The sequence below is a fragment of the Sphingopyxis sp. genome (assembly GCF_041916015.1).
Lineage (GTDB): Bacteria > Pseudomonadota > Alphaproteobacteria > Sphingomonadales > Sphingomonadaceae > Sphingopyxis.
This window is the reverse complement of the sequence record NZ_JAYSAH010000090.1, coordinates 1-25,940: the sequence shown is the minus strand read 5'-3', so window position 1 is coordinate 25,940 and position 25,940 is coordinate 1. Positions and strand designations below refer to the sequence as shown.

Here is a 25,940-nt window from a genome sequence, read left to right as displayed (position 1 = left end):
GGCCAGCAAGCAGGAGAGGCCCGATGCGTAGCGACCGCCTGTGGACCAATGCCCGCCTTGCGACGATGCAGGAGGGCGTATCCGGCCTTGGGGCTATCGACCATGGCGCGGTCGGCATGGCGGCGGGCGCGATCACCTATGTCGGGCCGATGGCCGATGCGCCGCCGGCGGCTGAAGTTATCGACTGCGAGGGGCGCTGGATCACCCCCGGCCTGATCGACCCGCACACGCATCTGGTCTTCGCAGGCGACCGCATTGCCGAGTTCGAACTGCGCCAGAAGGGCGCCTCCTATGAGGAGATCGCGCGCGCCGGCGGCGGCATCGTCTCGACCGTCCACGCGACCCGCGCCGCGAGCGAGGCCGATCTGGTGGCGAGCGCCCTCCCCCGGCTCGACGCCCTGATCGCCGAGGGGGTGACGACGGTCGAGATCAAGTCGGGCTATGGCCTGTCGGCGGCGGACGAAGCGAAGATGCTGCGCGCCGCCCGCGTGCTCGGCGAAGTCAGGCCGGTGACGATCCGCACGACCTTCCTCGGCGCGCATGCGCTCCCGCACGAATATGCGGGCGATGCCGATGGCTATATCGATCTCGTCTGCGAGACGATGATGCCCGACATCGCGGCGGCGGGGCTCGCCGATGCGGTCGACGCCTTTTGCGAGACTATCGGCTTCACCCCCGCCCAGACCGAGCGCGTGTTCGCCGCCGCCGCGCAGCACGGCCTGCCGGTCAAGCTCCACGCCGAGCAACTCTCGAACCAGCATGGCGCCGCGCTTGCCGCGCGGCATGGCGCGCTGTCGGCCGATCATCTCGAATATCTGGACGCCGAAGGCATCGCCGCGATGGCGGAGGCGGGAACCGTCGCGATGCTGCTGCCCGGCGCCTATTATTTTCTCCGCGAGACGAAACTGCCGCCCGTCGCCGCGCTGCGCGCCGCGGGTGTCCCGATCGCGCTCGCGACCGACTGCAACCCCGGCACCTCGCCGCTGACCTCGATCCTGCTGACGATGAACATGGCGGCGGTGCAATTCGGGCTGACCGTCGACGAATGCCTGCTCGGCGTCACGCGCCACGCCGCGAAGGCGCTCGGGATGCAGGGCGAGGCCGGGACGCTGGAGGTCGGCAAGCATTGCGACCTCGCGATCTGGGACATCGAGCGGCCCGCCGATCTGGTCGGCCGGATCGGCTTCAACCCGCTGCACCAACGAATCTGGATGGGACAATGAATATGGTGACGATCACCCCCGGCGCGATGACGCTCGCCGACTGGAACGCGATCTACGAGGGCGCAAGCGCGGCGCTCGATACGGCCGCGTGGGATGCGATCGACGCGAGCGCCGCCGCGGTCGCGCGGATCGTCGCGAAGGGCGCGCCCGTCTATGGCATCAACACCGGCTTCGGAAAGCTCGCGAGCGTGCGGATCGCCGACGATGAGCTATCGACGCTTCAGCGCAATATCGTGCTCAGCCACGCCGCAGGCACCGGCGCTCCGTCGCCGACGCCGATCGTGCGGCTGATGATGGCGCTGAAGCTCGCGAGCTTCGGCATGGGTGCGTCGGGGGTGCAGCGCGCAACGGTCGCGATGCTCGCAGCGATGCTGGCAAAGGGCCTGACCCCCGTCGTGCCATCGCAGGGGTCGGTCGGCGCGAGCGGCGACCTCGCGCCACTTTCGCATATGGCCGCTGCGATGATCGGCGTCGGCCAAATCGAAGTCGGCGGTCAGACGCTGCCCGCCCCCGAAGCACTCGCGCAGGCGGGGCTCACGCCGCTCGATCTCGGCCCCAAGGAGGGGCTCGCGCTGCTCAACGGCACGCAATTCTCGACCGCCAATGCGCTCGCCGGGCTGTTCCGCACCGAAACCCTGTTCCGCTCGGCCCTCATCACCGGCGCGCTGTCGACCGAGGCCGCGAAAGGCTCCGACGCGCCGTTCGATGCGCGCATCCATGCGCTGCGCGGCCATGCCGGACAGCGCGAGGTCGGCGACGCGCTGCGCGGGCTGATGGCGGGATCGGCGATCCGCGCCTCGCACGCGGTCGACGATCCGCGCGTGCAGGACCCTTATTGCCTGCGCTGCCAACCGCAGGTGATGGGCGCTGCACTCGACCTCTTGCGGCAGGCCGGAACGACGCTGGGCATCGAGGCGAACGGCGTTTCCGACAATCCGCTGATCTTCGCCGATACGGACGAGGCGCTGTCAGGCGGCAATTTCCACGCCGAGCCCGTCGCCTTCGCCGCCGACATGATCGCAATGGCCTTGTGCGAGATCGGTTCGATCTCCGAGCGCCGCATCGCAATGCTTGTCGATCCCGCACTTTCGGGACTTCCCGCTTTCCTGACCCCCCGCCCCGGGCTCAATTCGGGCTTCATGATCCCGCAGGTCACCGCCGCGGCGCTCGTCAGCGAGAACAAGCAGCGCGCCTATCCGGCCAGTGTGGACTCGATCCCGACCAGCGCCAATCAGGAGGATCATGTCTCGATGGCCGCGCACGGCGCGCGCCGCCTGCTCGACATGGCCGACAATGCCAGTGCGGTGATCGGAATCGAGCTGCTCGCGGCGTGCCAGGGGATCGACTTCCACGCGCCGCTGACATCGAGCGACGCCCTCGAAGCGGCGCACACGCATCTGCGTGCGGCGGTGCCGGCGCTCGAGGACGACCGCCATTTCCATCCCGACATGGAGGCGGCGACCGCGCTGATCCGCTCGGGCAGCCTCGTCGCCGCAATACCTGCTAGCCTGCCGGGGCTCGGCTGATGGATTGGCTGCGCGTCCATCGCGGCGACGCACCACTCGTCGTCGCCTTTCCGCATGGCGGCACCGGCCTTGCGGGGCTCGACGAGCAATTCGTCTCGCCGTGGCACGCGCAGATAGATACCGATTGGTGGATCGCCGAGCTCTATGCCTTCGCCGCCGATCTGGGCGCGACGACGGTCGCGACCGATATTTCGCGCAGCGTCATCGACATGAATCGCGATCCCTCGGGCGCCTCGCTCTATCCCGGGCAGGCGACCACCGAACTGTGCCCGACGACGACCTTCGATGGCGACCCGCTCTATCGCTTCGGCGAGCCCGACGAGGCGGAGATCAGCCAGCGGCTGGGTCACTATCACCGCCCCTATCACGACGCGCTGAGGACCGAGCTCGACCGGCTCAAGGCCGCGCACGGCCAAGTCGTCCTCTACGACGCCCATTCGATCCGTAGCCACGTCCCGCGCCTGTTCGATGGCGAATTGCCGCAGTTCAACATCGGCACCAACGGCGGCGCGACCGCAGCCCCCGAACTCGAGGGCCTTGTCGCGAACATCTGCGCCGCGAGCAGCCATAGCCATGTCGTAAACGGCCGCTTCAAGGGTGGCTGGACGACGCGCCACTACGGCCGCCCCGAAGAGGGCATCCATGCGATCCAGATGGAGCTCGCGCAGCGCGGCTATATGGCCGAACCCGCCGAGATCACCCACGCCAACTGGCCCTCCCCCCTCGACCCGAACCCCGTGATCCGGCCCGTCCTCGAACAGATTATCGCCGCGACCCTCGATTTTGCGAAAGGATTCTGATGACCCGCCTCGACAACAGCCGCGTGATCCGCCCCGCGACCGGCCCCGAAATCAGCGCGAAAAGCTGGCTCACCGAAGCGCCGATGCGGATGCTGATGAACAACCTCCACCCCGACGTCGCCGAGCGACCCGAGGAGCTGGTCGTCTATGGCGGCATCGGCCGCGCCGCGCGCGACTGGGAAAGCTATGACAAGATCGTCGAGACGCTGAAGCGCCTCAATGACGACGAAACCTTGCTCATCCAGTCGGGCAAGCCGGTCGGCGTGTTCCGCACCCACGAGAACGCGCCGCGCGTGCTGCTCGCGAACTCCAACCTCGTCCCCGAATGGGCGAATTGGGAGCATTTCCACGAGCTCGATAAGAAGGGTCTGATGATGTACGGCCAGATGACGGCCGGAAGCTGGATCTACATCGGCAGCCAGGGCATCGTTCAGGGCACCTACGAAACCTTCGTCGAAATGGGACGCCAGCATTATGGCGGCGACCTTTCGGGCCGCTGGCTGCTCACCGCCGGGCTCGGCGGCATGGGCGGCGCGCAGCCGCTCGCGAGCGTGATGGCGGGCGCGTCGTGCCTTGCGATCGAATGCCAGCCGAGCCGGATCGAGATGCGCCTGCGCACGGGCTATCTCGACAAAGCAGCGAACAGCATCGACGAGGCGATGGCGCTGATCGAGGAAAGCTGCGCCGCGAAGACGCCGATCTCGGTCGGCCTGCTCGGCAATGCCGCCGAAATATTGCCCGAAATGGTCCGCCGCGGCATCCACCCCGACCTGCTTACCGACCAAACCTCGGCGCACGATCCGGTCAACGGCTATCTCCCTGCGGGCTGGACGCTCGACGAGTGGTTTGCCAAGCGCGAGAGCGATCCGGCCGCGGTCGCCAAAGCCGCCAAGGCGTCGATGGCGGTGCATGTGCAGGCGATGCTCGACCTGCAGGCGGCGGGCGTTCCGACGACCGATTACGGCAACAATATCCGCCAGATGGCGAAGGATGAGGGCGTCGAGAATGCGTTCGATTTCCCCGGCTTCGTCCCGGCCTATGTCCGTCCGCTCTTCTGCCGCGGCATCGGCCCCTTCCGCTGGGCGGCGCTGTCGGGCGATCCCGAGGACATCTACAAGACCGACGCCAAGGTGAAGGAGCTGCTCCCCGACAACGCCCATCTCCACCACTGGCTCGACATGGCGCGCGAGAAAATCCACTTTCAGGGCCTGCCCGCGCGCATCTGCTGGGTCGGGCTCGGCGACCGCCACCGGCTGGGACTCGCATTCAACGAGATGGTCGCGTCGGGCGAGCTGAAAGCCCCCGTCGTCATCGGCCGCGACCATCTCGATTCGGGCTCGGTCGCCTCGCCGAACCGCGAGACCGAAGCGATGCGCGATGGGTCTGACGCGGTCAGCGACTGGCCCTTGCTCAATGCCCTCCTCAACACCGCATCGGGCGCGACCTGGGTCTCGCTCCACCACGGCGGCGGGGTCGGCATGGGCTATTCGCAGCATAGCGGCATGGTGATCGTCGCCGACGGCACGCCCGAAGCAGCGAAGCGGCTCGAGCGCGTATTGTGGAACGACCCCGGCACCGGCGTCATGCGCCACGCCGACGCGGGCTACGACATCGCGCTCGACTGCGCGCGCGAGAAGGGGCTCGACCTCCCCGGCATATTGGGTTGAGCGGCGTTCGCCTGCTCCGTGCGCGGGATCGGGTCGCACGGTCGTGGAAGAATGGCGGCGGCGTCACACACGACGTCGCCGTCTTTCCCGAGGGGGCGGACGACGAAAGCTTTCTGTGGCGCGCGAGCGTTGCGACGATTGCGGCGGCGGGGCCTTTTTCGCGGTTTCCGGAGATCGACCGCGCACTGATGCTGCTCGATGGCGAACTCGTTGCCAAGGTCGGCGACACCGCCCACCGCCTCCGGCCCGGCTCGTCGGCGCTGCCGTTCGCAGGCGAGGACCGGGTGAGCGCAGCGCCAGTGGGCGAGGTCTGCACCGTCCTCAACATCATGGCGCGGCGCGGGACCTTTTCCGCCAAGCTCGATCGATGGCAAGCGGCGCGACCGACGCCGGCGGACCATTTGCTGCTGCTGGCTACCGACACCGCCAGAGTCGAGATCGGCGGGCGCCGGTTCGACCTGTCGGCGAACGACGCGCTGCTGATCGACGGACCTGCCGGACTTTCGCTATCGCTCGACGGACCCGTTGCCGCGGCCGAGCTGGTCCGTCAGTTCGTCCAGTAGATATAATCCTGACCGTCCTTCCACGGCGCGTTGAGCGGCACGTCGATGCGGACCGGCCCTTCGATCAGCCCCGGCCAGATCGGTTTCGCCATCCCCCGGTTCTGCGCCTCGATCATCGCGCGAAGCTGGGCCACGCGCTGCGGCTGCTCGGCCGACAGATCGTGCCGTTCGGTAGGATCGGTGGCAAGGTCGTAAAGCCGCGCCTTTTCAGGCCGTTTCGTCACCTGCAATTTCCAGTCGCCCATCCGCACCGCGCGATAATCGCCCGAGCGCCAGTATATCGCGGCGCGCTTGGCCGGGCCGGCAAGGATATTCTCGCTGTCCATGACGCGGTCCGCGGGCAGCTTCGCACCCGCCGCCGCCGCGATCGTCGCGAAGATGTCGAGGTGCCCCGTGATGTCGGCGCGGGTCGATCCGGGTGCGATATGTCCCGGCCAGCGCATGAAGAAGGGCGTGCGGATGCCCCCTTCGAAGAAAGTCGCCTTCCACCCGCGATAGGGCGCATTCAAATCGGGGATGCCGTTGTACCAGGCGCCACCATTGTCGCTGGTGAAGATGACGAGCGTATTGTCGTCGATCCCGGCACGCTTCAATTCGGCCATCACGTCGCCGATCCGCCGGTCGAGCTGCGCGATCATCGCGCCATAGACGCGCGTCTTGTGGTCCTTGATCTGGGGGAATTTCGCATAATCCTCCTTCGTCGCCTGCAGCGGCGTGTGCGGCGCGTTGAAAGCGAGATAGAGGAAGAAGGGGCGGTTCCGGTTCGCCTCGATCGCCTTAATCGCCTCGTCGGCGAAATAGTCGGTCATATGCCCCTTGACGTGAAAACGCTTGCTGCCGTTGAACGTCACCGCCGGGCGCAGATTGGCCCAGATGAAGCGGTCGATCGGATCCCACGGCAGTTTCGCGTTGACCCCGTCGGGATCGTCGTCGTCCAGATATTTGGCCCCGCCCGCGAGCACCGCGAGGCTTTCTTCGAAGCCCTGCGCGTTGGGTTGCAGATTCGGCGCCTCGCCGAGGTGCCATTTGCCGATGTGCAGCGTGTGATAGCCCGCCGCCTTCACCGCCTCGGCGATCGTCACCTCGCTCGCGGGAACGCCCATATCGGGATAGTCGGGGATGTCGTCGGTGATCAGTTCCTTGTGGAAGATCGGCTTCAGCGGACCGAGCCCTGCGCCGTGCGCGAGGTTTTCGGCGAATTCGACGGGCACCGCCGTATATTCGAAGCCGAAGCGGGTCGGATAGCGCCCCGTCATCATCGCCGCGCGCGAGGGCGAGCAGGTCGCGTTGGCAGCATAGGCAGTGGTGAAGTTCAGCCCCTGATGCGCGAGCGCGTCGATGTTCGGGGTCTGGACGATGCCGCCCGCGACCCCGCCGCCGTTGAGGCTGATGTCGTTCCAGCCCATGTCGTCGGCGACGATCAGGATGATGTTGGGCGAGCGCTTGCCTTCCGGCGCCATGGTCGGCCCCTGCTGCCAGGCAACCGGACGGTTGGGCTGCACCGGGTCGCGCCAATCCTGAAGCAGGCCGGGCAGACGATATTTATTCGCCTGAAAGCCCCAATAGCCGCCCGCGCCAAGCAGCGCGAGGACGCCAAGCGCCACCCATCTTTTCTGCATCCCCGCACCCCTTCCCGCTTGCCCGTTATATTATGGCACTATATGTGTCACTATATGGAAGGTAACGCAAGATGGTCGGGCGCGGCCATTGACGCGAAGCGCAAGCTGGGCCAGCGGAGGAACCATGGCGGGCGAGGCACAGACCGAAGCGGCCGACGACGGCAAGCGGATCGACGGGCGGCGCGAGCGCGGCCGGTCGAGCCACAAGCGCATCGTCGCCGCGATGATGAACCTGATCGAGGGCGGCGATTTGATGCCGAGCGCGGCGCGCGTCGCCGAGGAGGCGGGCGTCGGCCTGCGCACCGTGTTCCGCCATTTCGACGATATGGACTCGCTCTATCGCGAGATTTCGCGGACCGTCGCCGATCGCATTTGGCCGGTGATCACCGCGCCCTATGACGATGCCGACTGGCGCGCCAATCTTCGCGACCTGACGCGCCGCCGCGCGCGCGTGTTCGAGACGATGCTGCCCTTTCGCCTCGCCGCGAACGTCAAGCGCTTCCAGTCAGCCTATCTGATGGGCCAATATGCGCAGGTCGTGACGATGGAACGCGACCTCGTGCTGCGGCTGCTGCCTGCCGAAGTCCGCGGCGGCCGCTATCAGGTCGAGGCGCTGTGCGCGGCGCTATCGTTCCAGAACTGGCGCGCGATCCGGCAGGACCAGGGGCTGTCGGTCGAGGACGCGGCCGGGGTCGTCCTGCATATGGTCGAGGCGCTGATCGAGGCTTGACCCCTCCCAAGTCATTCTCGCGAAGGCGGGAATGACGGAGATTAAGTTTTGGATCGACGGCGGCGGCGCCAGGCCCAGACCAGCGCCGCCAACCCGATCAAAATCCCGCCGAGCACCAGCCCCGCCTGGATCGCGCGCTTCTTTCCCTGCTGGCGCCAGGCATAAAGGTTGATCTGCTCATCGGCCGTATAGCCGGCGGGCATTTCGAGCACGCCATTATCCTTGGCAAAGGCCGCATAATCGGCGCGCATCGCCGCGAAGCGGTCGGGCATCGCAGTCGCGAGATTCTTCGTTTCGCCCGGATCGGTCCCGATGTCATAGAGCCGCCATCGCCCATCACCCGTCGGTGCGAGGTTGCGAACCAGCTTGTAATCGCCGCGGAACAGGGCGGCGTTGCCCGACAGTTCGTAGCCGAGCGGCGCGTCACCATGAACGCTGCCTTCGGCGCCCGCGAGCATTGGGACGAGGCTGCGTCCCGCGAGCCGCTCGACCGGGCGACCGTTCCACGTGCCGTCCTGCCCCGCCACTCCCGCAAGGTTGAGCAGCGTCGGCAATATGTCGGTGACATGCGCGAGGCCGCCGTTGATCGCGCCCGCGCGGACCTGCGAATGGCCGGGCCAGGCGATGATCAGCGGCGCGCGCAGCCCGCCCTCGGTCGCGCTGAACTTATAGCCCGACAGCGGCGACGAAGCGGCGCTCGCCCAGCCGGGGCCGATCGCGCTGAAACTGCCGCGGCGGCCGATATTCGCGGTCGAGGTGTCATATTCCATCCCGAGGAACAGCCGGTTGCGCAGCCGGTTGTAGGGATCGGTCGGCTCCGCTCCATTGTCGGAGAGGAAGACGAAGATCGTATTGTCGTAATCGCCGGTTGCCTTGAGGTGCGCGACGAGCCGCCCGACTTCGCGGTCCATCGCGGTCGCCATCGCGCCATAGGCCTGCATCACCCGGATCGCCGCCGCGCGCTCCCCGGCATCGAGCTTCGCCCAGTCGGGGGTCGTCTTCATCGTCACCAGCGCGGTGCTCGCGGGCATGATGCCGAGCGCGATCGCGCGCTTCGCCCGCGCTTCGCGCAAGGCGGTCCAGCCCTCGCGATACATCGCCGAATAGCGCGCGATGTCGCTGTCGGGCGCCTGCACCGGGATATGGTTGGCAAGGAAATTGACCGAGGCGAGGAAGGGCTTCCCGCTCGCGCGGTCGGCCTCGATATAATCGATCATCTTCTGGACGACGAAGCGCGACGAATAATAATCCCTGGGCAGCGTCGCGGGCTTGCCATTCTCGGTCCAGGCGGCGGTGTCGTACATGCCCTCGATGGGGCGCTGCTCGAAATTGTCGGCGCCTGCATCGGCGAGGCTGAAGGCGCGGTCGTAGCCGCGCGCGCCGGGAAGCCGCTTCGCATCGCTGCCGAGGTGCCATTTGCCGGTCAGATAGGTGCGGTATCCGGCCGCCTTCAGCAATTGCGCGATCGTCACGACGCGCAAGTTCATCACCGTGTCGTATCCCGGCTTGCCGCGATGTTCGTCGGGGATCGTCTCGGGCATGTTGCCGAGCCCGGCGCGGTGGTTCATCACCCCGCTCTGCAGCATCGCGCGCGTCGGCGAGCAGGAGCCCGCGACGTGGAAATTGGAAAAGCGCATCCCCGCCGCCGCGAGCGCATCGATGTTCGGGGTCGCGATCTCGCTGCCGAACGACCCGACGTCGCTGAACCCCCAATCGTCGGCGAGCAGGATGACGATATTGGGATGGTGCGGCGGTGCCGGGTTGGCTTTGGCCGGCACCGCCGCGAGCAGGGCGAGCGCGGCCAGGGCCCCACCACCCCGGACAAGGCGGCCGGCCCCCCAGCCGGTATGTCCGCGCATTGTCATCGCCTTTCCCCCCGCGAAAACTTATGACACTCATTATGCCAGAATATTGCAAAGTCAATGCTCTTGGCAGGCCCGGCCTTTACTGCTTGGACGGACGGGAACCGGAAAAGGGAGAGCGAGATGAACCAGCTGGTGCTGCGGGAGGATGCGGACGGCATCGCGACGCTGACGCTGAACCGCCCCGACAAGCGCAACGCGCTGAACCTCGCGCTGTGGGGCGAACTCGACGCGCACGTCGAGGCGATCGCGGCGGCGGGCGAGCGGATCGGCGCGGTGATCCTGCGCGCTGCGGGGCCGGCCTTCTCTGCCGGCAACGACCTCAAGGAACGCGGGCTTGAAGCGCCGCGGCCGCATTATCAGGCGTCGATCGTGACCAAGCTCGCCAATCTGCCGCAGCCGCTGATCGTCGCGGTGCAGGGCGGCTGCTTCACCGGCGGGCTGGAGCTCGCGCTTGCGGGCGACATCATCGTTGCGGGCGAGAGCGCGCGCTTCGCCGATACCCACGGCAAGTTCGGGCTGGTGCCGATCTGGGGCATGAGCCAGCGCCTGCCGCGCCGCGTCGGCGAATGGAAGGCGCGCGAGATCAGCTTCACCGGCCTGCCGGTCGACGGGCGCGAGGCGGCGCGGATCGGCCTCGCCAATCATTGCGTCGCAGATACCGGGCTCGACGAGGCAGCGTGGGGGCTGGCCGAAGCGATCGCCGCCCAGTCACGGCACAGCGTCTTCGCCTACAAGCGCCTCTATCGCGAGCAAGCCGACCTGCCGCTGGGGCCGGGGCTGGCGCACGAGGTGTTCAACAGCGCCGGGGTCGCGCCCGATTTTGCCGAGCGGGTGGCGAAGCAGTTTTAAGCCCACATCCTCGATTGAAAAATTGCGTGTCCCCGCGAAGGCGGGGACCCATCTCCGGCAGGTGCCAATTGGAACCGGCGGGAGATGGGCTCCCGCCTTCGCGGGAGCACGGGGCTTATTAAATGATCGGCTTCCCTTCCTCGACGCTCGCCCATTGGCGCCCGTCGTGGCCGAAGAAGATATGCGCGCCCGCGCAGCGACGGCGGTTCAGAAACTCCATCGTCCTGAGGCCCGCTTCGCGGTCCACCACCGCCTGTTGCAGCACCATCAGATCGAGGTTGCGCTCGGTGTAGCAGCAGTCGGCGGCGAGCAGCACTTCGCGCCCGCTCGGCAAGGTGACGATAACGCTCTGATGCCCCGGCGTATGGCCGTAGGTCGGGACGATCCGCACGCTGCCGTCGCCGAACAGGTCGAGCTCGCCGTCGATCGCGCGCACCGGCTGGCCGGTATCGTAATCGACCGCTTCATACAGCCCCGGCTCCTCGACCGCCTGCGCCGCCGCGAGCTCGCGCGACTGGACGATCATGGTCGCATTGGGCAGGCTGGCGTTGCCGCCGCAATGGTCGATGTGGAGGTGCGAGTTGATCACCCAGTCGATGCTCGCCGGGTCGACGTCGATGCTGCGAAGCCGCGCCGCAATCTCCTGCCCTTCGAACCATTGCAGCCCGAACTTGTCCGGCGGCAGCGCGTCGGCGAGCGTGCGACGATAGCGCACCCCCATGCCGCTGTCGAACAGCGCGCGGCCCTTGGGATGGTCGATCAGATAGGAGGGGACCGGACCCTTGAGATAATCGCCCGTCTCGCCCGCAATGAAATAGCCCGGGCGGCACTGAAACCAGCCGGTGTTGAAGGCATAGAGGGTAAGCATGCCGCTCACCGCTCGCGATAGTTCGGCGGGCGCTTGCCGAGGAAGGCGGCGAGCGCTTCCTTGTGATCCTCGGTCGCCGACAGGATCACCTGCTGCCGGTCCTCGATCGCCATCGCGGCGTCGAGACTCTGCGCGTCGATATTGAGGTTCAGCGCCTGCTTCGACAGACGCAGCCCCCACGGGCTCGTCGCCAGCATCTCATCGGCGAGCGCGAGGCCGCGATCGAGCAACGCCTCCTCCTCGACGATCTCGCTGACCAGCCCGGCGCGCAGCGCGCGCTCGGCGTCGATGAAGCGCCCGGTCAGGATCATCTCCGACGCGAGGCTCGCGCCGACGAGACGCGGCAGGAAATAGCTCGACGCCATGTCGCAGCCGCCGAGCCCGATGCGGATATAGGCGGCGTTGCAGCGGAAACTCGGCGCGGCATAGCGCACGTCGGACGCGAGCAGCAGCGACAGCCCGCCACCCGCCGCGGCGCCATGGCCTAGCGCGATGATCGGCTGCGGACAGGCGCGCATCTTGCGATAGATGGTGCCGATGCGCGTCTGCGTGCGCAGCGTGCGGAGCACCGGCGTCTCGTCCGATACCCCATTCCCCAGGCGGTCCTCCTGAATGTCGAGTCCGGCGCAGAAGCCGCGCCCGGCGGCGCGCAGAATGACGACGCGCACCTCCTTGCGCTCGGCGAGCCCGCCGAAATAGTCGTTGAGCTCGCCGACCAGCCCTTCGCTCAGCGCGTTCAATCGCCCGGGCCGGTTGAGCGTCGCGATTTCGACCTGCCCGCGCGCCTCGACGAGCAGTTCGCCGCTCACAGCGTCTGCCCGTCGTCGATCGTGATAACGCTGCCGGTGATCCCCTGCGCGGCGTCCGAACAGAGCAGCAGCAGCGGCGCGTGCAGGTCGCTCGGCGGGCGCAGGCGCTGGCGCGGGAAGGAGGCGACGAATTTCCTGCCCGCCTCGCTATTGAACAGGTCGGCGGTCATCTCGGATTCGAAATAGCCGGGCTGGATGATGTTGACGCTGATCCCGCGCCGCGCCCATTCGCGCGCCATCGCCTTGCCCATGTGGCGCACCGCCGCCTTGGTCGCGCCATAGACCGAAGTTGCCGGATAGACGCGCTCGGCGGTGATCGAACCGATCAGGACGATACGCCCATGCTCTTTCTCGCGGCTGCCCGCGGCTTCGAGCCGGCGCGCGCCTTCAGTCGCGGTCAGGAACACGCCGCGGACGTTGGCGGCAAACAGCCCATCGACCTCCTCGACGCTGAGCGCCGTCGCCACCTTCTCGGTCGCGACCCCGGCGTTGGCGACGATCGTATCGACGGTGCCGAACGCCGCTTCGGCGGCGTCGTAGGCGGCCTTGGTCGAGGCATCGTCGGTGACGTCGAGCGACACGGCGATCGCCTGCCCTCCGGCCGCCTCGATCGCCGCGACCTGCTCGGCGAGCTTGTCGGCGCGCCGCGCCGCGAGCACGACCTTCGCGCCCGCCGCGGCAAGCGCCTTTGCGAAGCCGGCGCCGAGTCCCGACGATGCCCCGGTCACGAGCGCGACGCGCCCGGTCAGATCATATTTGGGTTGCCCGGCCATGCTTTCTCTCCTCGCTGTGTTTCCGTAACGGCCTTGGCGCCAACTGACGTTAGCGTCAACCTGCGGCGAAACGAGCACAAGGGGGTTGACGGGATGATTTTGTTCACTTAATGTTCTCATCGTGCACACACAACCTGTTCCCCCGTCGCAGCCGCCGAGCGCGGCGGGCGGGGGATAAAGGTCTTCCCTCCTTTGCGGCCGCCCCCGACACCATTGATTCGCGGCGGAAAGCGCGCCAGTTTCGGAGCGACCGAACCGGCAGGAGGTGCCGCCATGCTATCATCCTTCGACGTCGCAGCGGATCGGGACTGACGCGGTGCATGCCGTCGAGGCCTTCGAGCTGATTCTGATCCTGCTGGCGCTCGTCGTCGGGCTGCACTGGCTCGCGCTGAAGCTGCGCTGGCCGCCCGCAACCGCATTGCTCGTCGGCGGCGGGGCGCTCGCCTTCGTGCCCGGCCTGCCCGCGATCTCGCTCGATCCCGAACTCGCGCTCGTCCTCTTCCTGCCGCCGCTGCTGATGGACGGCGCCTATTATACCGCGCTCGGCCGGTTCCGGCGCCATCTGCCCGGAATCCTGTCGCTCGCGGTCGGCGCGGTGGTGTTCACGACGTTCACGGTCGGGGTGGTCGCGCACTGGATCATGCCCAGCCTGCCCTGGGCCGCCTGCTTCGCGCTCGGCGCCATCGTGTCGCCGCCCGACGCCGTGTCGGCGCGCGCCGTGCTGAAGGGCGTGACCCTGCCCCGCCGCCTGACCGCACTGCTCGAAGGCGAAAGCCTGCTCAACGACGCGACCGGGCTCATCCTATTCCGCTTCGCGGTCGCCGCAACGCTGAGCGGGGTCTTCCACTTCGGGGACGCGGTGCGGAGCTTCGGGGCGGTCGCAGTAGGCGGCGGCGCCGTCGGCGCGGCGATGGGCATGCTCTGGGTCTTCGTCGTCCGGCGCTTGCAGGACCGCATCCTCGTCGTCATCGCGCATGTCTCGCTCTGCTGGATCGCCTATCTCGCGGGCGAGGCCGCGCATGTCTCGGGAGTGATCGCAACCGTCACCGCGGGACTGGTTCTCGGCTGGTATCAGCATGTGATCCTGTCGGCCGACACGCGGCTCGTCGGCAATTCGGTGTGGCAGATCCTGGTCTTCATCCTCGAAGCCTTCGTCTTCATCCTGATCGGCTTTTCGCTGCGCGGCGCGATCGAGCGGATCGGCGGGATCGGTGCGATGCCGGCCTCGACGATCCAGATGGTCGCAGGCGTCGTGCTGACGATCGTCGTCGCGCGCTTCGTCTGGATCTTCGCCGCCGAAGCCTTGCTCGCCCTCGCCCGGCAAGCGGGTGCGAGGCGCGCGCGGCCGCTCGGCTGGCGGCAGGCGACGGTACTTGGCTGGGCGGGGATGCGCGGGGTGGTGACGCTGGCGGTGCCGTTGACCCTGCCCGCCGACATGCCCGGCCGCGACCTGATGCTGATTTGCGCTTTCGCGGCCATTTTCGCGACCGTCGTCGTGCAGGGATCGAGCCTCGGCTGGCTGATCCGCCGCATTCGCCCCGTCGATAGCGATCTGCCCGCCAAAATGACGATGGCAGCCGCCGAAGGCGCGATGGCGCGGGCGCGGCTGGCGGTGATCGAAGCGCGCGCCTATGATGCGGACGGTACGCTCGTCCATCCGCAGATGCTCGAGGAATCGCGCAAGCGGATGCGGTTCATGGAACGTTATGAAGCCGATGCCGGGACCGAGATGGAAAATCTCCGCCCGCATTTCGACATCCTGCTCGCGGCGATCGCGGCGAGCCGCGAAGAGCTGATCCGCGTCCATCGCGCGGGGCTGATCGAGGATGAGGTTCTCCACGAACTCGAACGCGACCTCGATATCGAGCAGATGGCGCTGGTCTTCCAGCGCGGCGATTGACGGCCGCGAGGGTCAATAGCGGATCAACCGCCGTGCTTGCCCGGATGGACCGTCCCGCAATGGCCGCAGGTGCGCAGGTCCTCGCTGGCATAGAAGGCGTCGAACAAAGGCGGCAGGTCGCGGACGATGCTCTGAAGCTGCACCTCAACGCGGTGGACGATGTGGCCGCAATCGTCGCAATACCATTGGAAGGCGTCGATCACGCCCTCGGGCCGCTTGCGCTCGATGACGAGGCCGACGCTGCCCGCAACGGGGCGCTGCGGCGAGTGCGGGACGTTCGGCGGCAACAGGAAGATGTCGCCGGCGCGGATCGGCATGTCCTTCGGTCCCTCGTCGGTCCACAGGCGCAGATTCATATCGCCCTCGATCTGGTAGAAGAACTCCTCGAGCGGATCGACATGATAGTCGGTGCGCTGATTGGGTCCGCCGACGACGGTGACGATGAAATCGGCATCCTCCCAGATCTGCGCATTGCCGACCGGGGGTTGCAGCACGTCGCGATGATCCTCGATCCATTCGCGGAAGTTGAACGGCAATCCATAGGTCAGCATGGCGTCATCCTTTCGATGCGCGCGGGATGAAGGCGGTCGCCTTGATCTCGATCAGCAGATGCGGGTGGGGAAGCTGGTGGACCGCGACGGTCGTCCGCGCGGGGCCCGTTTCGTCGAAATATTCGGCGTAGACGGCGTTATAACCGCCGAAATCATTCATGTTGACGAGGAAGCTCGTCACGTCGACGACATCGGCGAGCGAGCCGCCCGCGTCGGCGAGGATCGCGCCGATATTCTCGATCACCGCGCGCGTCTGCTCGGCGATGTCGAGGCTGACGGTGCCGAACTCGTCGGCCGAGGCACCCGCGAAGCTGTTGTCGGCGCGGCGCGAGCTGGTGCCCGAGACGAAGACGAAATCGCCCGCGCGGCGATAATGCGGAAAGCGCCCGCGCGGGCGCGCTTTGCCGGGGATCACCCGGCCCTCACTGTCGCTCATGCCGCGCCTCCATCGATCGTGAAGCCGACGCGGCCGAGATGGCCGGCGTCGAGCGAGACGGCACGCGCATCGCCGATCGCCGCCGCCGCGGTCGCGCCACCCAGCATTACCGTCCAGCCCGGCTGAAGCACCAGCCCCGCCGCACCCGCGAGCCGCGCCGCCGCGACGAGCGAGCGGATCGGGTCGCCGAGGATCGCGGCGCTCGTCCCCGTTTCGGCGACGGCTTCGTCGACGCGCATCACCATCGCGACGTCCGATACGTCGGTGTCGGCGGGCAGCCACGGCCCGGTGACGAACGCCGACGACGAGGCATTGTCGGCGATCACGTCGCCGAGCGCGAAGCGGAAATTCTCGTAGCGGCTGTCGATGATCTCGAGCGCCGCGGCGACCGCATCGATGGCCTCGAGCGCCTCTTCGCGCGTCACCTCGCCCGACAGCGGCGCCTTCAGCCGCACCGCGACCTCGGGCTCGACGCGCGGGTGGATGAACCGTGCGCGGTCGATCGCGGCGCCGTTGGTGACGACCATGTCCGACGTCAGCCGGCCCCATATCTGGTCCTTGAGCCCCATCTGGACCATTTTGGCCTCGCTGGTGAAGCCCATCTTCACGCCGACGAGCGCCGCGCCGCGCGCAAGGCGATGGCCGATCGCGGCGCGCTGGATTTCATAGGCCTCGGCGAGCGGCAGATCGCCCGCCTCGCCGGTGATCTGCGGGATCGCCCTTGCCTCGCTGGCGGCGGTGTCGAGCCTTGCGGCGATTGCGGCAATGTCTGCCATGATATCCCTCTTAAAGCTTTACGCAGATATTGGTCGGTTCGGAATAGAAGCCCAGCGAATGTTCGCCGCCCTCGCGCCCGATACCCGACAGCTTCATGCCCCCGAACGGCGTGCGAAGATCGCGCAGGAACCATTCGTTGACCCAGACGATGCCCGTTTCCATCTGCGCCGCGACGCGGTGCGCGCGTCCCACGTCGCGCGTCCAGATCGCGGCGGCAAGACCATAGTCGGTGTCGTTGGCGAGTTCGACGGCTTCTTCTTCGCTGTCGAAAGGCGCGATGTGGCAGACGGGACCGAAAATCTCCTCGCGCACGCAGCGCGCATCGGGCCCGAGGCCGGTGAGGATCGTCGGCTGCACGAACGCCCCGCCCGCTAGCGCGCCATCCAGGCCGGGAATGCCGCCGCCGGTAACGACCGTCGCGCCCTCGTCACGCGCGAGCGCATAATAGGACAGCACCTTTTCGCGGTGGCCGTGCGAGATCAGCGGCCCCATATCGGCACCCGACCACGGATCGCCGACGGTCAGCGCCTCGGCACGCTCGGCCAGCGCTTTCACGAAGCGGTCGAAGATCGGCCGCTCGACATAGACGCGCTCGGTGCAGAGGCACACCTGCCCGCAGTTGGAGAAGACGGAACGTACCGTGCCTGCGACCGCTTCGTCGAAATCGCAGTCGGCGAAGACGAGCGCGGCATTCTTGCCGCCGAGTTCGAACGAGACGGGTTTCACCCCCGCCGCCGCGACGCGCATGATCGCGCCGCCGGTCGCCGATTCGCCGGTGAAGGTGATCGCGTCGATGTCGGGATTGGCGGTCAGCCATTCGCCCGTCGAGTCCGCGCCGAAGCCGTGGACGAGGTTGAACACGCCCGGCGGCACCCCGGCTTCGTCCATCACCTCGGCAAGCAAGGTCGCGGTCGAGGGGGTTTCCTCGCTCGGCTTGACGACGACGACATTGCCGCACGCGAGCGCGGGCGCGACCTTCCACGTCATCAGCAAGAGCGGCAGGTTCCACGGCGAAACGATCGCGACGACACCCAGCGGCCGCGCGATCGCATAGTTGATCGCGCTGCGCCCGCCCGGCAGGTCGGTGCGGAAACTCGGCATCGCGCGCGCCTCGGCGATCGCGGCGAAGGCGCGAAAATTGGCGGCGCCGCGCGGAATGTCGATCGTGCGCGCCTGATGCAGCGACTTGCCGGTGTCGGCGATCTCCGCCGCCGCGAACTCGTCGAAGCGCGCCTCGATCCCCTCGGCGATGCGGACGAGCAGCTTGCAGCGCTCGGCCTGCGACATCTGGCCCCACGGCCCCTTGAGCGCGGCGCGCCCGGCGGCGACCGCGCGGTCGACCAGTGCGCGGCTCGCCTGCGACACGCGGCCCGCGACGCTGCCGTCGACGGGGTTCACATTGTCGAACCAGCGCTCGCCCTCGACGAAAGCGCCGTCGACATAGTTCAGCACCGGGCGCTCGGCGAAGGGATAGACGCTCATGCCGCGCCTCCGACCGCGACATAGCCCGCGGCATTGCTGTGCGCGGGGCCGGCCTTGCCGACATGGTCCGCCATCTGGAGCAGCGACAATATCGTGTCGTTGAACTGGGTCGGCGCTTCGAGGAAGGCCGAATGCCCCGCATCATTGACCTCGACGAGAAAGGAGCCCGCAACCTCGGCCTGCGCGAGGCGCACCGCCTCGATCGGGAAGATTATATCCTCGACCCCTGAGAGAAAGAGGATCGGGAAGCCCCTGCCGCCGAGTTCGGCGGCCGGGCGCGCGTCGAAACTGCCGGTCAGGCTGTGGCGGTCGGCGGCGTTGAAGCTCGCGATCTGGCTGTAGAGCGCCGCCAACTCGCGCAGCGCGTTCGCGCCGAGGACGCGCTCAATCTGCGACAGCGCGGCGGTCTTCGCACGCGCGGCGTCCATGATCGCCTTGACCTCGCCCGTCTCGGCGATCCCGTGCAGGCTGTCGCAGACGGCGAGCGCCGCGACGCGCTCGGGCGCACGGTGGGCGAAGCCGATGCAGGTGCCCGCGCCCATCGACTGGCCGACGAGCGCGGCTTTCTCCACGCCCAGATGATCGAGCAGCGCGGTCAGGTCATCGACGAAGGCATCGCGCCCGCGCCCGTCGAGGTCGCGCGACAGGCCGAAACCGCGATGGTCGAAGGTGATGACGCGGTTCGACCGCGACAGCGCATCGAGCTGGCGATACCAGATCGCATGATTGCCGCCGATCCCATGCGCGAGCACGACCGCGGGCCCTTCCCCATGCGTCTGCCAGTATATTTCGGCGCCTGTGGTCGCCAGCACACCGCTTTCCATCATGATACTCCCATCAGCTTGCTGAGCCGCACGACATAGTCGCCGAACGCCGGGTCCTCGCGCGTCGCGCTGGGGTCGCGCGGGCGCGGCAGGTCGATGCGGACATCCTCGATAATCGTCCCCGGCCGCTCCGACATCACGAGCACGCGGTCGGAGAGCAGCACCGCTTCCGATATGCTGTGGGTGACGAGCAGCACGGTCTTGCGGTCGCGCTGCCAGATGCGGAGCAGTTCCATGTTGAGCCGGTCGCGGGTCAGCGCGTCGAGCGCGCCGAACGGTTCGTCCATCAGCAGCACCCGCGGCCCGCGGGCGAGCGCCTGGCCGATCGCGACGCGGTGGCGCATCCCGCCCGACAGCTCGCCGGGATAGCTTGCCTCGAAGCCGGTGAGGCCGAGCGTCTCGACCAGCGCCGCGATCGCCGCCGCGTCGGGACGCTTCGCCGCCGGGTCGAGGTCGACCCCGAGCAGCAGATTATCGCGGACGTTGCGCCACGGCAGCAGGTTCGAGGTCTGGAAGACGAAGCCCATTTCGGCGGTCGGCGCGGTGACCTCGGCGCCGCCGAAGCGGATGCTGCCTTCCTCGAAGGGGACGAGGCCGGCGATCAGGCGGAGGAGCGTGCTCTTGCCGCAGCCCGAGGGGCCGAGGATCGAGACGAATTCTGCGTCGCCGATCCCGGCGCTGACGCCTTGCAGCACCTGACGGCCGCCGAACAGCTTGCCGGCGTTCGAGAGGGAAATCACCATGCTCATGCTGCGCGCCACCAGATGAAGCGCTCCCAATAGGCGACGCCGTAGAAGAGCAGCAGCGAGAGGATCGTCACCGCGATCAGCGCCGCGAAGGTCAGCGTCGTGTGCCCCGAACCCGAAGCGGTGAGGATGAGGTTGCCGAGGCCGTCGTTCGAGCCGACGAACTCGCCGACCACCGCGCCGATCACCGCGAGCGGCATCGCGACCTTGCAGCCGTCGAGAAAGCTCGGCAGCGCGGCGGGGAGGCGGAGGCGCCAGAAGGCCTGCATCGGCGTGGCGCGGAGCGCGCGGAAATGCTCTTCGAGATGCGCCGGGGTGCTCGCCAGCCCGCCGAGCGTCGCGATGATGATCGGGAAGAAGGCGAAGAGGAACGCCATGATCAGCTTCGACGCGAGGCCATAGCCGAACCAGACGACGATCAGCGGCGCGAGGCCGATCTTGGGGATCGATTGCAGCGCGACGAACAGCGGATAGACGGTGCTTTTGGCGGTGCGCGAGAAATGGATCAGCGCCGCGATCGGCACCCCGAGCGCGACCGCGATCAGGAAGCCCCAGAAGACCTCGGTCAGCGTGACGAGGCTCTGCGACAGGATCGGCCCGCGCGACTGCCAGAGTTCGCCGAGGATCGCGCTCGGCGGCGGCAGCAGATAGGATGCGACGCCCGACGCGCGGACGCCATATTCCCACGCCAGGGCGAGCAGCAGAAAGAAGCCCGCGCTGATCGCGGTGTCGCGATTGACGAGCCTGCTCACGCGCCATCTTCCTTGTCGAGCAGCGCCTGAATGCGCGCGGGCGGCGGGACGAGGAAGCGGTCGAGGTGCCAGCGGTCGAAGGTTTCGAGATCCTTCCCATCCCAGACCGAGGGCTCATAGGGGCTGTCGGCGGTGATCTGCGTCATGTCGGTGTAGAATTCGACATTGTTGCCGTCGGGATCGCGGAAGACGAGGAAGCTGTTCGCCCCCGGACCGTGCTTGCCGATACCGCGATCGATGGTGATGCCGCGCGCGACCAGCATCGCCGCGACCTTCTCCATCTCCTCGATCGTTTCGAGGCGGTAGGAGAAATGCTCGACCGCGGGATAATGACCCTCGGGGATCGCGCTATGGCCCGGCGGAAGCTGGAGAAGCGCGAGATCGTGATGATCCTCGCCGGCGCGCAGGAAGACCATGTTGTGGTCGATCCAGTCGGACACTTCGAGGCCCATCACCTCGGTATAGAAAGCGAGGCTGCGATCGATGTCGCGCACCTTGAGCACGAGGTGGCCGAGCCGCGTCGGGCGCGGGCGGTAGGAAGCGGGATCGGTCATGGCTGATTCCCCATCGGAACGAAGGCGTTGGTGAAGAGCTGCGGCGTCTGGTCGAAGCCCTGAAGCTGGCCGCTCGCCTGCAGCGTGGTGACGGTACGCTCGATCTTTTCGGGTGCGAGGCGGTGCGAGCCGCCCTCGGCTGCCATCAGGTCGGCGGTCTCGCGAATCTGGCGTTCGGTCACCGTCTCGTCGAGCAAGGGATAAGCCTTGCGGATGATCGCGAGCGCGCCCTTGGGATCGCGCGCCGCGTCGGCATAGCCGCGATAGGCGGCCTTGAGGAACGCGCGCGCCAGATCGGGCTGCTTCTCGATCAGCGCGTCCTGCGTCGCGAAGCCGCTACCGTAGACGTCGAGCCCGAAATCGGCATAGGCGATGCGGCCGATGGTGACGCCCTTCGCCTTCGCCGCCTTGTCGAACAGCGCCATCGAATTGCCGAGCCAGCATTCGGCGGCGTCGATCCGCCCCTCGACAAGCGACGACACCACGATCGCGGGGTCGAGTTGAATCTGCTCGACGCGCGCCGGGTCGACGCCATTGTCCTTGAGCCATGCCGGGAGCAGCGCCTGGATCATCGAACTTTGCCCGGCGCCGAAGCGCAGACCCGCGAGATCGGCGGGCTTGGCGATATCGTGCCGCTCCTTGACGAAGCAGGCGCCGGCGGGAAGCCGCATGTTGATGCCGCCGATCATCCGCACCTTGCCGCCCTTCGCGCGGGCCAGCGCGACCGACAGCGGGTCGATATAGGCGAATTCGAACATGCCCTGGTCGAGCTCGTTCGCGGTCCGCATCCCGCCGAAGCCGCGCACCGGCTCGACGGCGAGCCCCGCGTCGGCGAAATAGCCCTTGTCGATCGCGACGAAGATGCCCGCCATGCTGCCCTGCGGCAGCCACGCCATGTTGAAGCGGACGGTTCGCGCACCCTCCGCCTGCTTCGCGGCCTGCGGCGCATTGCCGCCGAACGCGCTCCACAGCGTCAGCGCGGCGATGGCCGCGACGACGAGCAAGGGCGCGACCAGTGCGCGGCGCGAAAAGGCGGTCTTCGGCGTCATGCGCGCGGCAAATGCGGCGCGGCGACGGGGTTGCGGAGCTCGCCGATCCCCTCGACCCAGGCATCCATGACGTCGCCGTCCTTGAGGAAAACGCCGCGCCCCATTCCGACCCCGGCGGGGGTGCCCGAGGCGATGAGGTCGCCCGCCTTCAGTTCGAGGATCGTCGAGAGATAGGCGATCTGTTCGTAGATGTTGAAGATCATCTCCGACGTGTTGCCGTCCTGCATCGCCTCGCCGTTGACCTTGAGGCCGAGGCGGATGACATGCGGATCGCCGAGGCAATCGCGCGGCACGAACACGGGGCCCAGGGGCGTGAAGCTGTCGAAGCTCTTGCCGCGGAACCAGTCGTGCGAGAAGGGAAAGTCGGTCCGCCGCGTGCGGTCGCGGGCCGACACGTCGTTGACGATCGTATATCCCGCGATGAGGCTGTGCGCGTCGTCGGCGGCGACATTCTTGCCCGCGCGGCCGAGGACGACGCCGAGCTCGACCTCCCAGTCGGGGCGCGACACTTGCGGCGGGACGACGACGGTTTCGTTCGGGCCGACGACGCTCTCGATGGTCTTCAGGAAGATATAGGGCTCGCTCTCGGCCTTTTCCGCGAGCTTGGTCTTCATCTCGTCGGCATGTTCGATGAAATTCGACGCGGCGGCAAAGATACGGCGCGGCTCGAACGGCGCGGCGAGCGCTGGGGCGTCGATCGCACCGGCCGCTCCGTCGAGTGCGCGAGCAAGCGCGAACAGCCCTTCGCGCCGCGCATCCCAGTCACGAATGATCGCGGTGACGTCGCCCGCCACCCCGGCGAAGCCATGCTGCGCAGCGGCCTCGTGCAGGTCGTGAAAGGCGTCGCCGACGCGAATCGTCGGGCGCGCGCCTTCGGGCGTGGCGCGGGTGGCGAGGGCAAAGCGGGTCATGCGTCGATCATCCTTCTGAAAATTGCGTGCGAAACCAGGCACGGTGCAGCCGAGCGCGAGCCCGGTGCCGATCGCCGCCAGCGCGGCGCGACGATCGAGCTCCGCCACCGCCCGCTCACCCGAAAGCCCGGATCAGCATCCGCACCGCGACGACGGTGAGGAACAGGCCGAACAGGATGCTGAGTTGGCGCTTCGACAGCGCGTGCGCGATGCGTGCGCCCCACGGCGCGGTGACGAAGGTTGCGGGACCGATGATCGCGAGCCCGATCAGATTGACATAGCCGAGGCTGCCAGGCGGCAGGTCGGGGACGTTCCAGCCGGTGACGACGAAGGCGACCGTCGCGGGGGCGCTGATCATCAGCCCGAACAGCGCCGCGGTGCCGACCGCGCGGTGAATGGGCACGTTGAACAGGGTCATCACCGGGACGCTGAGCGTGCCGCCGCCGATCCCCATCATGCTCGACACCCCGCCGATCGCAAAGGGAATCGCCTGCCCGACCACGCCGCCCGGCATCGTCTCGGCAATATGCTTGCCTTCGAGCGGCAGCAGCATCTTGATCGCGACGAGCAAAGCGACGATGCCGAACACCGCCGACAGCACGTCGCCGGTGACGTGGCTAGCGAGCAGCACGCCGGCGATCGCGCCGAGGAAGATGGCGATGCCCCAGCGTTTCAGCTGGTCGTGATCGACCGCACCCTTCGCTTCGTGCGCGCGCGACGAGGAGATGGCAGTCGGGATGATCGTCGCGAGCGAGGTCGCGACGGTGACGTGCATCCTCACCGAGGAATCGACGCCAAGCGCCGCGAGCACGAGGTCGAGCACTGGCACGATCACGATGCCGCCGCCGACGCCGAGCATCCCGGCGATCACTCCGCCGACCGCGCCGGTCAGCAGCATCATCGCCGCGAGCGTCGCCATTTCCGGATTCAAAAGCGCGTGCATGGCTCCCCCATAAGTTCGGTCCCGATTGTGCGGGGCGAATGATATGCAGTCAAAGATAGAAAATGCGATAGCCTATAATCAAAAATGCATATCAGACCCGAGGGCCATCCTATATTCGTTCGAGGATAGCGGAGCGGATAATCGATATTATCGCATATAACGGCGACCCCGTAGCGCGAGGGATATGAAACGCATTGGCATCGCCGGGTTCGGCACCATCGGCCGCGTCGTCGCGCGCCATATCGAAGCAAGCGACCTGCCGCTGACGCTCGCGGCGGTATCGGCGGGCGACCGCGCACGCGCCGAGGCGGCGATGGCAAAGCTGAAGCAGCCCGTACCGATCGTCGATACCGCCGAGCTCGTCGCCCTGTCCGACGTCATCGTCGATTGCGCCCCGACCGCGGCGTTCCGCGAGATCGCCGAGGCGACGCTCCGCGCCGGCAAGACGCTGGTGACGGTCAGCGGCGCCGCGCTGATGCAATGGCCCGAAGCGGCCGACCTCGCCCGCGCGCATGGTGGCCGGCTGATCCTCGCGACCGGCGCGCTGCTCGGGCTCGACGCGGTGCGCGCGGCGGCGATCAGCAACATCCATTCGGTGACGATGGTGACGCGCAAGCCGGTCAAGTCGCTGATCAAGGCCGAGCATGTCGTGCGCAACAACATCGACCTGACCGCGATCACCGAGCCGCTGAAGATCTTCGAGGGCAATGCGCGTGAGGGCGCGATCGCCTTTCCCGCCAACGTCAATGTCGCGGCGGCGCTCGGCCTCGCGGGCGTGGGCCCCGAACGCACCCGGCTCGAAATCTGGGCCGATCCGGCGCTCGAGCGCAACACGCACCGCATCGTCGTCGATTCGGACAGCGCGCGGCTCGAGCTGGGGATCGAGAATATCCCGACTGTCGAGAATCCCGGCACTGGCCGCATCACCGCGCAAAGCATCGTCGCGGCGCTGAACGATCTCGTCAGCCCGATCCGTATCGGCACCTAATTTTCCAACACGAAAGGTTCGACCTATGACCACCCGTCTCCGCCATGTGGCGATCGCCTCCGCTGACCCCGATAATTCGGTCGGCTTCTTCACCGACGTCCTCGGCTGGACCGTCGCCGGCAAGATCGACAGCCGCAACGCACGCGGCTATTATGTGACCGACGGCCACATCAACATCGCGCTGCTCTGCTTCAAGAACCGCCCCGCCGCAGGGATGGAATTCCCCGAGGGCTATACCGGCCTCCACCACATCGGCTTCCAGTGCGACGACATCGCCGAAGTCGTCGAACGCTTCGAGAATTCGGGCTATGCGCCGCGCCACGACGTCAATCTGGCGCAGGGGCTGGGCAAGAATCCCGCAAAGGACAATGCCGAATACAAGATGGCGGGGCCGGAGAATGTGATGGTCGATGTGTCCGAGCGCGGCTGGGCCGGGACCGAAAGCTTCAAGGGCGCGCCGCCGGCGGCGTGATGCCGCATCGCCCGACAATCAAAAGAGCCGCTGGAGAATGCTCCGGCGGCTCTTTTGATATGACGAAATGGCCAGACAATCCTCTGCTGGGATGGCGGCTTTCGCCCGGAAGCGGAAGCCAAAGCTGAGGATCAGCGTGCAATAGGCACCCCCTTCGTGGGGTGATCGGCGTGCAAAAAGGACCCCTTCATCCCGGGGATATAGTCGGCCGACTGGTTTTGATCAGTTGGCGAGAACGGGATGTTGATTGTGGAGACAGTGGT

The 25,940-nt window shown here is 67.3% G+C and carries 26 protein-coding genes; 10 read left to right on the top strand and 16 right to left on the bottom strand.

The window, feature by feature from the left end; genetic code table 11:
* The first annotated feature begins 23 nt into the window (after positions 1–23).
* Genes hutI through ACE3SL_RS13520 form a run of 5 tightly spaced genes read left to right on the top strand, consistent with a single transcriptional unit; the run spans position 24 to position 5,779 of the window.
* Positions 24–1,223: an imidazolonepropionase gene (gene hutI / locus ACE3SL_RS13540; RefSeq protein ID WP_374526253.1), complete on the top strand. Its 1,200-nt coding sequence runs from the start codon at positions 24–26 to the stop codon at positions 1,221–1,223.
* Positions 1,220–2,749: a histidine ammonia-lyase gene (hutH, locus tag ACE3SL_RS13535; protein WP_374526252.1), complete on the top strand. Its 1,530-nt coding sequence runs from the start codon at positions 1,220–1,222 to the stop codon at positions 2,747–2,749. The genes hutI and hutH overlap by 4 nt, the downstream gene beginning before the upstream one ends.
* On the top strand, positions 2,749–3,549 hold the full coding sequence (gene hutG / locus ACE3SL_RS13530) for an N-formylglutamate deformylase (RefSeq protein WP_374526251.1): 801 nt from the start codon (positions 2,749–2,751) through the stop codon (positions 3,547–3,549). Before hutH ends, hutG begins: the two co-directional genes overlap by 1 nt.
* Positions 3,549–5,216, top strand: a complete 1,668-nt coding sequence (hutU, locus tag ACE3SL_RS13525) for a urocanate hydratase (protein WP_374526250.1) — start codon at positions 3,549–3,551, stop codon at positions 5,214–5,216. Before hutG ends, hutU begins: the two co-directional genes overlap by 1 nt.
* Positions 5,213–5,779, top strand: coding sequence for a HutD family protein (locus ACE3SL_RS13520; protein WP_374526249.1), 567 nt, complete (start codon positions 5,213–5,215; stop codon positions 5,777–5,779). Before hutU ends, ACE3SL_RS13520 begins: the two co-directional genes overlap by 4 nt.
* Here the strand turns inward: ACE3SL_RS13520 and ACE3SL_RS13515 are convergent.
* Positions 5,764–7,398 (bottom strand): sulfatase-like hydrolase/transferase, encoded by a 1,635-nt coding sequence (locus tag ACE3SL_RS13515; protein ID WP_374526248.1) that lies wholly within the window; start codon positions 7,396–7,398, stop codon positions 5,764–5,766. The genes ACE3SL_RS13520 and ACE3SL_RS13515 overlap by 16 nt on opposite strands.
* Before the next feature lie 124 nt (positions 7,399–7,522).
* Between ACE3SL_RS13515 and ACE3SL_RS13510 the strand changes: the two genes are divergently transcribed.
* Positions 7,523–8,128 carry a TetR/AcrR family transcriptional regulator gene (locus tag ACE3SL_RS13510; protein ID WP_374526247.1) on the top strand — a complete coding sequence of 202 codons (606 nt, stop codon included), beginning with the start codon at positions 7,523–7,525 and terminating at the stop codon, positions 8,126–8,128.
* Between the two features lie 41 nt (positions 8,129–8,169).
* Here ACE3SL_RS13510 and ACE3SL_RS13505 read toward each other — a convergent pair whose 3' ends face one another.
* Complete coding sequence (locus ACE3SL_RS13505; protein WP_374526246.1) at positions 8,170–9,987, bottom strand: arylsulfatase; 1,818 nt, start codon at positions 9,985–9,987, stop codon at positions 8,170–8,172.
* Between the two features lie 126 nt (positions 9,988–10,113).
* On the opposite strand from ACE3SL_RS13505, the gene ACE3SL_RS13500 reads away from it, so the two are divergent.
* Entirely contained in the window at positions 10,114–10,842 is a 729-nt protein-coding gene (locus tag ACE3SL_RS13500; protein WP_374526245.1) for an enoyl-CoA hydratase/isomerase family protein, read from the top strand.
* 118 nt (positions 10,843–10,960) lie between these two features.
* On the opposite strand, the gene ACE3SL_RS13495 is transcribed toward ACE3SL_RS13500, so the two are convergent.
* Genes ACE3SL_RS13495 through ACE3SL_RS13485 form a run of 3 tightly spaced genes read right to left on the bottom strand, consistent with a single transcriptional unit; the run spans position 10,961 to position 13,292 of the window.
* The gene (locus ACE3SL_RS13495; protein ID WP_374526244.1) at positions 10,961–11,710 is read right to left on the bottom strand and encodes an N-acyl homoserine lactonase family protein; all 750 of its coding nucleotides are present in this window, start codon (positions 11,708–11,710) and stop codon (positions 10,961–10,963) included.
* Between the two features lie 5 nt (positions 11,711–11,715).
* Positions 11,716–12,519 carry an enoyl-CoA hydratase/isomerase family protein gene (locus ACE3SL_RS13490; RefSeq protein WP_374526243.1) on the bottom strand — a complete coding sequence of 268 codons (804 nt, stop codon included), beginning with the start codon at positions 12,517–12,519 and terminating at the stop codon, positions 11,716–11,718.
* Positions 12,516–13,292 carry an SDR family NAD(P)-dependent oxidoreductase gene (locus ACE3SL_RS13485; RefSeq protein ID WP_374526242.1) on the bottom strand — a complete coding sequence of 259 codons (777 nt, stop codon included), beginning with the start codon at positions 13,290–13,292 and terminating at the stop codon, positions 12,516–12,518. The genes ACE3SL_RS13490 and ACE3SL_RS13485 overlap by 4 nt, the downstream gene beginning before the upstream one ends.
* A gap of 316 nt (positions 13,293–13,608) precedes the next feature.
* Here ACE3SL_RS13485 and ACE3SL_RS13480 point away from each other — a divergent pair, with 316 nt between their 5' ends.
* Positions 13,609–15,192: a Na+/H+ antiporter gene (locus ACE3SL_RS13480; protein ID WP_374526241.1), complete on the top strand. Its 1,584-nt coding sequence runs from the start codon at positions 13,609–13,611 to the stop codon at positions 15,190–15,192.
* Between the two features lie 23 nt (positions 15,193–15,215).
* On the opposite strand, the gene ACE3SL_RS13475 is transcribed toward ACE3SL_RS13480, so the two are convergent.
* The 11 genes from ACE3SL_RS13475 to ACE3SL_RS13425 are packed head-to-tail and all read right to left on the bottom strand — an operon-like array spanning position 15,216 to position 24,217.
* Positions 15,216–15,743, bottom strand: coding sequence for a 3-hydroxyanthranilate 3,4-dioxygenase (locus ACE3SL_RS13475; RefSeq protein WP_374526240.1), 528 nt, complete (start codon positions 15,741–15,743; stop codon positions 15,216–15,218).
* Positions 15,744–15,747: 4 nt separating this feature from the next.
* On the bottom strand, positions 15,748–16,179 hold the full coding sequence (locus ACE3SL_RS13470) for a RidA family protein (protein WP_374526239.1): 432 nt from the start codon (positions 16,177–16,179) through the stop codon (positions 15,748–15,750).
* Positions 16,176–16,955 (bottom strand): 2-keto-4-pentenoate hydratase, encoded by a 780-nt coding sequence (locus ACE3SL_RS13465; RefSeq protein ID WP_374526238.1) that lies wholly within the window; start codon positions 16,953–16,955, stop codon positions 16,176–16,178. Before ACE3SL_RS13465 ends, ACE3SL_RS13470 begins: the two co-directional genes overlap by 4 nt.
* A gap of 10 nt (positions 16,956–16,965) precedes the next feature.
* Complete coding sequence (locus tag ACE3SL_RS13460) at positions 16,966–18,438, bottom strand: 2-hydroxymuconic semialdehyde dehydrogenase (RefSeq protein ID WP_374526237.1); 1,473 nt, start codon at positions 18,436–18,438, stop codon at positions 16,966–16,968.
* Positions 18,435–19,265, bottom strand: coding sequence for an alpha/beta fold hydrolase (locus ACE3SL_RS13455; RefSeq protein WP_374526236.1), 831 nt, complete (start codon positions 19,263–19,265; stop codon positions 18,435–18,437). Before ACE3SL_RS13455 ends, ACE3SL_RS13460 begins: the two co-directional genes overlap by 4 nt.
* Complete coding sequence (locus ACE3SL_RS13450) at positions 19,262–20,005, bottom strand: ABC transporter ATP-binding protein (RefSeq protein WP_374526235.1); 744 nt, start codon at positions 20,003–20,005, stop codon at positions 19,262–19,264. The genes ACE3SL_RS13455 and ACE3SL_RS13450 overlap by 4 nt, the downstream gene beginning before the upstream one ends.
* A 2-nt stretch (positions 20,006–20,007) precedes the next feature.
* Positions 20,008–20,760 carry an ABC transporter permease gene (locus ACE3SL_RS13445; protein ID WP_374526234.1) on the bottom strand — a complete coding sequence of 251 codons (753 nt, stop codon included), beginning with the start codon at positions 20,758–20,760 and terminating at the stop codon, positions 20,008–20,010.
* Positions 20,757–21,314, bottom strand: coding sequence for a VOC family protein (locus ACE3SL_RS13440; RefSeq protein ID WP_374526233.1), 558 nt, complete (start codon positions 21,312–21,314; stop codon positions 20,757–20,759). The genes ACE3SL_RS13445 and ACE3SL_RS13440 overlap by 4 nt, the downstream gene beginning before the upstream one ends.
* Complete coding sequence (locus tag ACE3SL_RS13435; RefSeq protein ID WP_374526232.1) at positions 21,311–22,363, bottom strand: ABC transporter substrate-binding protein; 1,053 nt, start codon at positions 22,361–22,363, stop codon at positions 21,311–21,313. Before ACE3SL_RS13435 ends, ACE3SL_RS13440 begins: the two co-directional genes overlap by 4 nt.
* The gene (locus ACE3SL_RS13430) at positions 22,360–23,382 is read right to left on the bottom strand and encodes a fumarylacetoacetate hydrolase family protein (RefSeq protein WP_374526231.1); all 1,023 of its coding nucleotides are present in this window, start codon (positions 23,380–23,382) and stop codon (positions 22,360–22,362) included. The genes ACE3SL_RS13435 and ACE3SL_RS13430 overlap by 4 nt, the downstream gene beginning before the upstream one ends.
* A gap of 7 nt (positions 23,383–23,389) precedes the next feature.
* Positions 23,390–24,217: a sulfite exporter TauE/SafE family protein gene (locus tag ACE3SL_RS13425; protein ID WP_374526230.1), complete on the bottom strand. Its 828-nt coding sequence runs from the start codon at positions 24,215–24,217 to the stop codon at positions 23,390–23,392.
* A gap of 184 nt (positions 24,218–24,401) precedes the next feature.
* Between ACE3SL_RS13425 and ACE3SL_RS13420 the strand changes: the two genes are divergently transcribed.
* Positions 24,402–25,205 carry an aspartate dehydrogenase gene (locus tag ACE3SL_RS13420; protein WP_374526229.1) on the top strand — a complete coding sequence of 268 codons (804 nt, stop codon included), beginning with the start codon at positions 24,402–24,404 and terminating at the stop codon, positions 25,203–25,205.
* Between the two features lie 25 nt (positions 25,206–25,230).
* Positions 25,231–25,677, top strand: coding sequence for a VOC family protein (locus ACE3SL_RS13415; protein ID WP_374526228.1), 447 nt, complete (start codon positions 25,231–25,233; stop codon positions 25,675–25,677).
* The last annotated feature ends 263 nt before the right edge of the window (positions 25,678–25,940 follow it).

Excerpts from the sequence above, each read along its gene's own strand:
- ACE3SL_RS13515 (WP_374526248.1), bottom strand. The coding sequence starts at position 7,398 with ATGCAGAAAAGATGGGTGGCGCTTGGCGTCCTCGCGCTGCTTGGCGCG.
- ACE3SL_RS13475 (WP_374526240.1), bottom strand. The coding sequence starts at position 15,743 with ATGCTGACCTATGGATTGCCGTTCAACTTCCGCGAATGGATCGAGGAT.
- hutI (WP_374526253.1), top strand. The coding sequence starts at position 24 with ATGCGTAGCGACCGCCTGTGGACCAATGCCCGCCTTGCGACGATGCAG.
- ACE3SL_RS13425 (WP_374526230.1), bottom strand. The coding sequence starts at position 24,217 with ATGCACGCGCTTTTGAATCCGGAAATGGCGACGCTCGCGGCGATGATG.
- ACE3SL_RS13470 (WP_374526239.1), bottom strand. The coding sequence starts at position 16,179 with ATGAGCGACAGTGAGGGCCGGGTGATCCCCGGCAAAGCGCGCCCGCGC.
- ACE3SL_RS13455 (WP_374526236.1), bottom strand. The coding sequence starts at position 19,265 with ATGATGGAAAGCGGTGTGCTGGCGACCACAGGCGCCGAAATATACTGG.
- hutG (WP_374526251.1), top strand. The coding sequence starts at position 2,749 with ATGGATTGGCTGCGCGTCCATCGCGGCGACGCACCACTCGTCGTCGCC.
- ACE3SL_RS13505 (WP_374526246.1), bottom strand. The coding sequence starts at position 9,987 with ATGCGCGGACATACCGGCTGGGGGGCCGGCCGCCTTGTCCGGGGTGGT.
- ACE3SL_RS13465 (WP_374526238.1), bottom strand. The coding sequence starts at position 16,955 with ATGGCAGACATTGCCGCAATCGCCGCAAGGCTCGACACCGCCGCCAGC.
- ACE3SL_RS13450 (WP_374526235.1), bottom strand. The coding sequence starts at position 20,005 with ATGGTGATTTCCCTCTCGAACGCCGGCAAGCTGTTCGGCGGCCGTCAG.
- hutH (WP_374526252.1), top strand. The coding sequence starts at position 1,220 with ATGAATATGGTGACGATCACCCCCGGCGCGATGACGCTCGCCGACTGG.
- ACE3SL_RS13500 (WP_374526245.1), top strand. The coding sequence starts at position 10,114 with ATGAACCAGCTGGTGCTGCGGGAGGATGCGGACGGCATCGCGACGCTG.
- ACE3SL_RS13460 (WP_374526237.1), bottom strand. The coding sequence starts at position 18,438 with ATGAGCGTCTATCCCTTCGCCGAGCGCCCGGTGCTGAACTATGTCGAC.
- ACE3SL_RS13510 (WP_374526247.1), top strand. The coding sequence starts at position 7,523 with ATGGCGGGCGAGGCACAGACCGAAGCGGCCGACGACGGCAAGCGGATC.
- ACE3SL_RS13420 (WP_374526229.1), top strand. The coding sequence starts at position 24,402 with ATGAAACGCATTGGCATCGCCGGGTTCGGCACCATCGGCCGCGTCGTC.
- ACE3SL_RS13435 (WP_374526232.1), bottom strand. The coding sequence starts at position 22,363 with ATGACGCCGAAGACCGCCTTTTCGCGCCGCGCACTGGTCGCGCCCTTG.
- ACE3SL_RS13495 (WP_374526244.1), bottom strand. The coding sequence starts at position 11,710 with ATGCTTACCCTCTATGCCTTCAACACCGGCTGGTTTCAGTGCCGCCCG.
- hutU (WP_374526250.1), top strand. The coding sequence starts at position 3,549 with ATGACCCGCCTCGACAACAGCCGCGTGATCCGCCCCGCGACCGGCCCC.
- ACE3SL_RS13415 (WP_374526228.1), top strand. The coding sequence starts at position 25,231 with ATGACCACCCGTCTCCGCCATGTGGCGATCGCCTCCGCTGACCCCGAT.
- ACE3SL_RS13485 (WP_374526242.1), bottom strand. The coding sequence starts at position 13,292 with ATGGCCGGGCAACCCAAATATGATCTGACCGGGCGCGTCGCGCTCGTG.
- ACE3SL_RS13440 (WP_374526233.1), bottom strand. The coding sequence starts at position 21,314 with ATGACCGATCCCGCTTCCTACCGCCCGCGCCCGACGCGGCTCGGCCAC.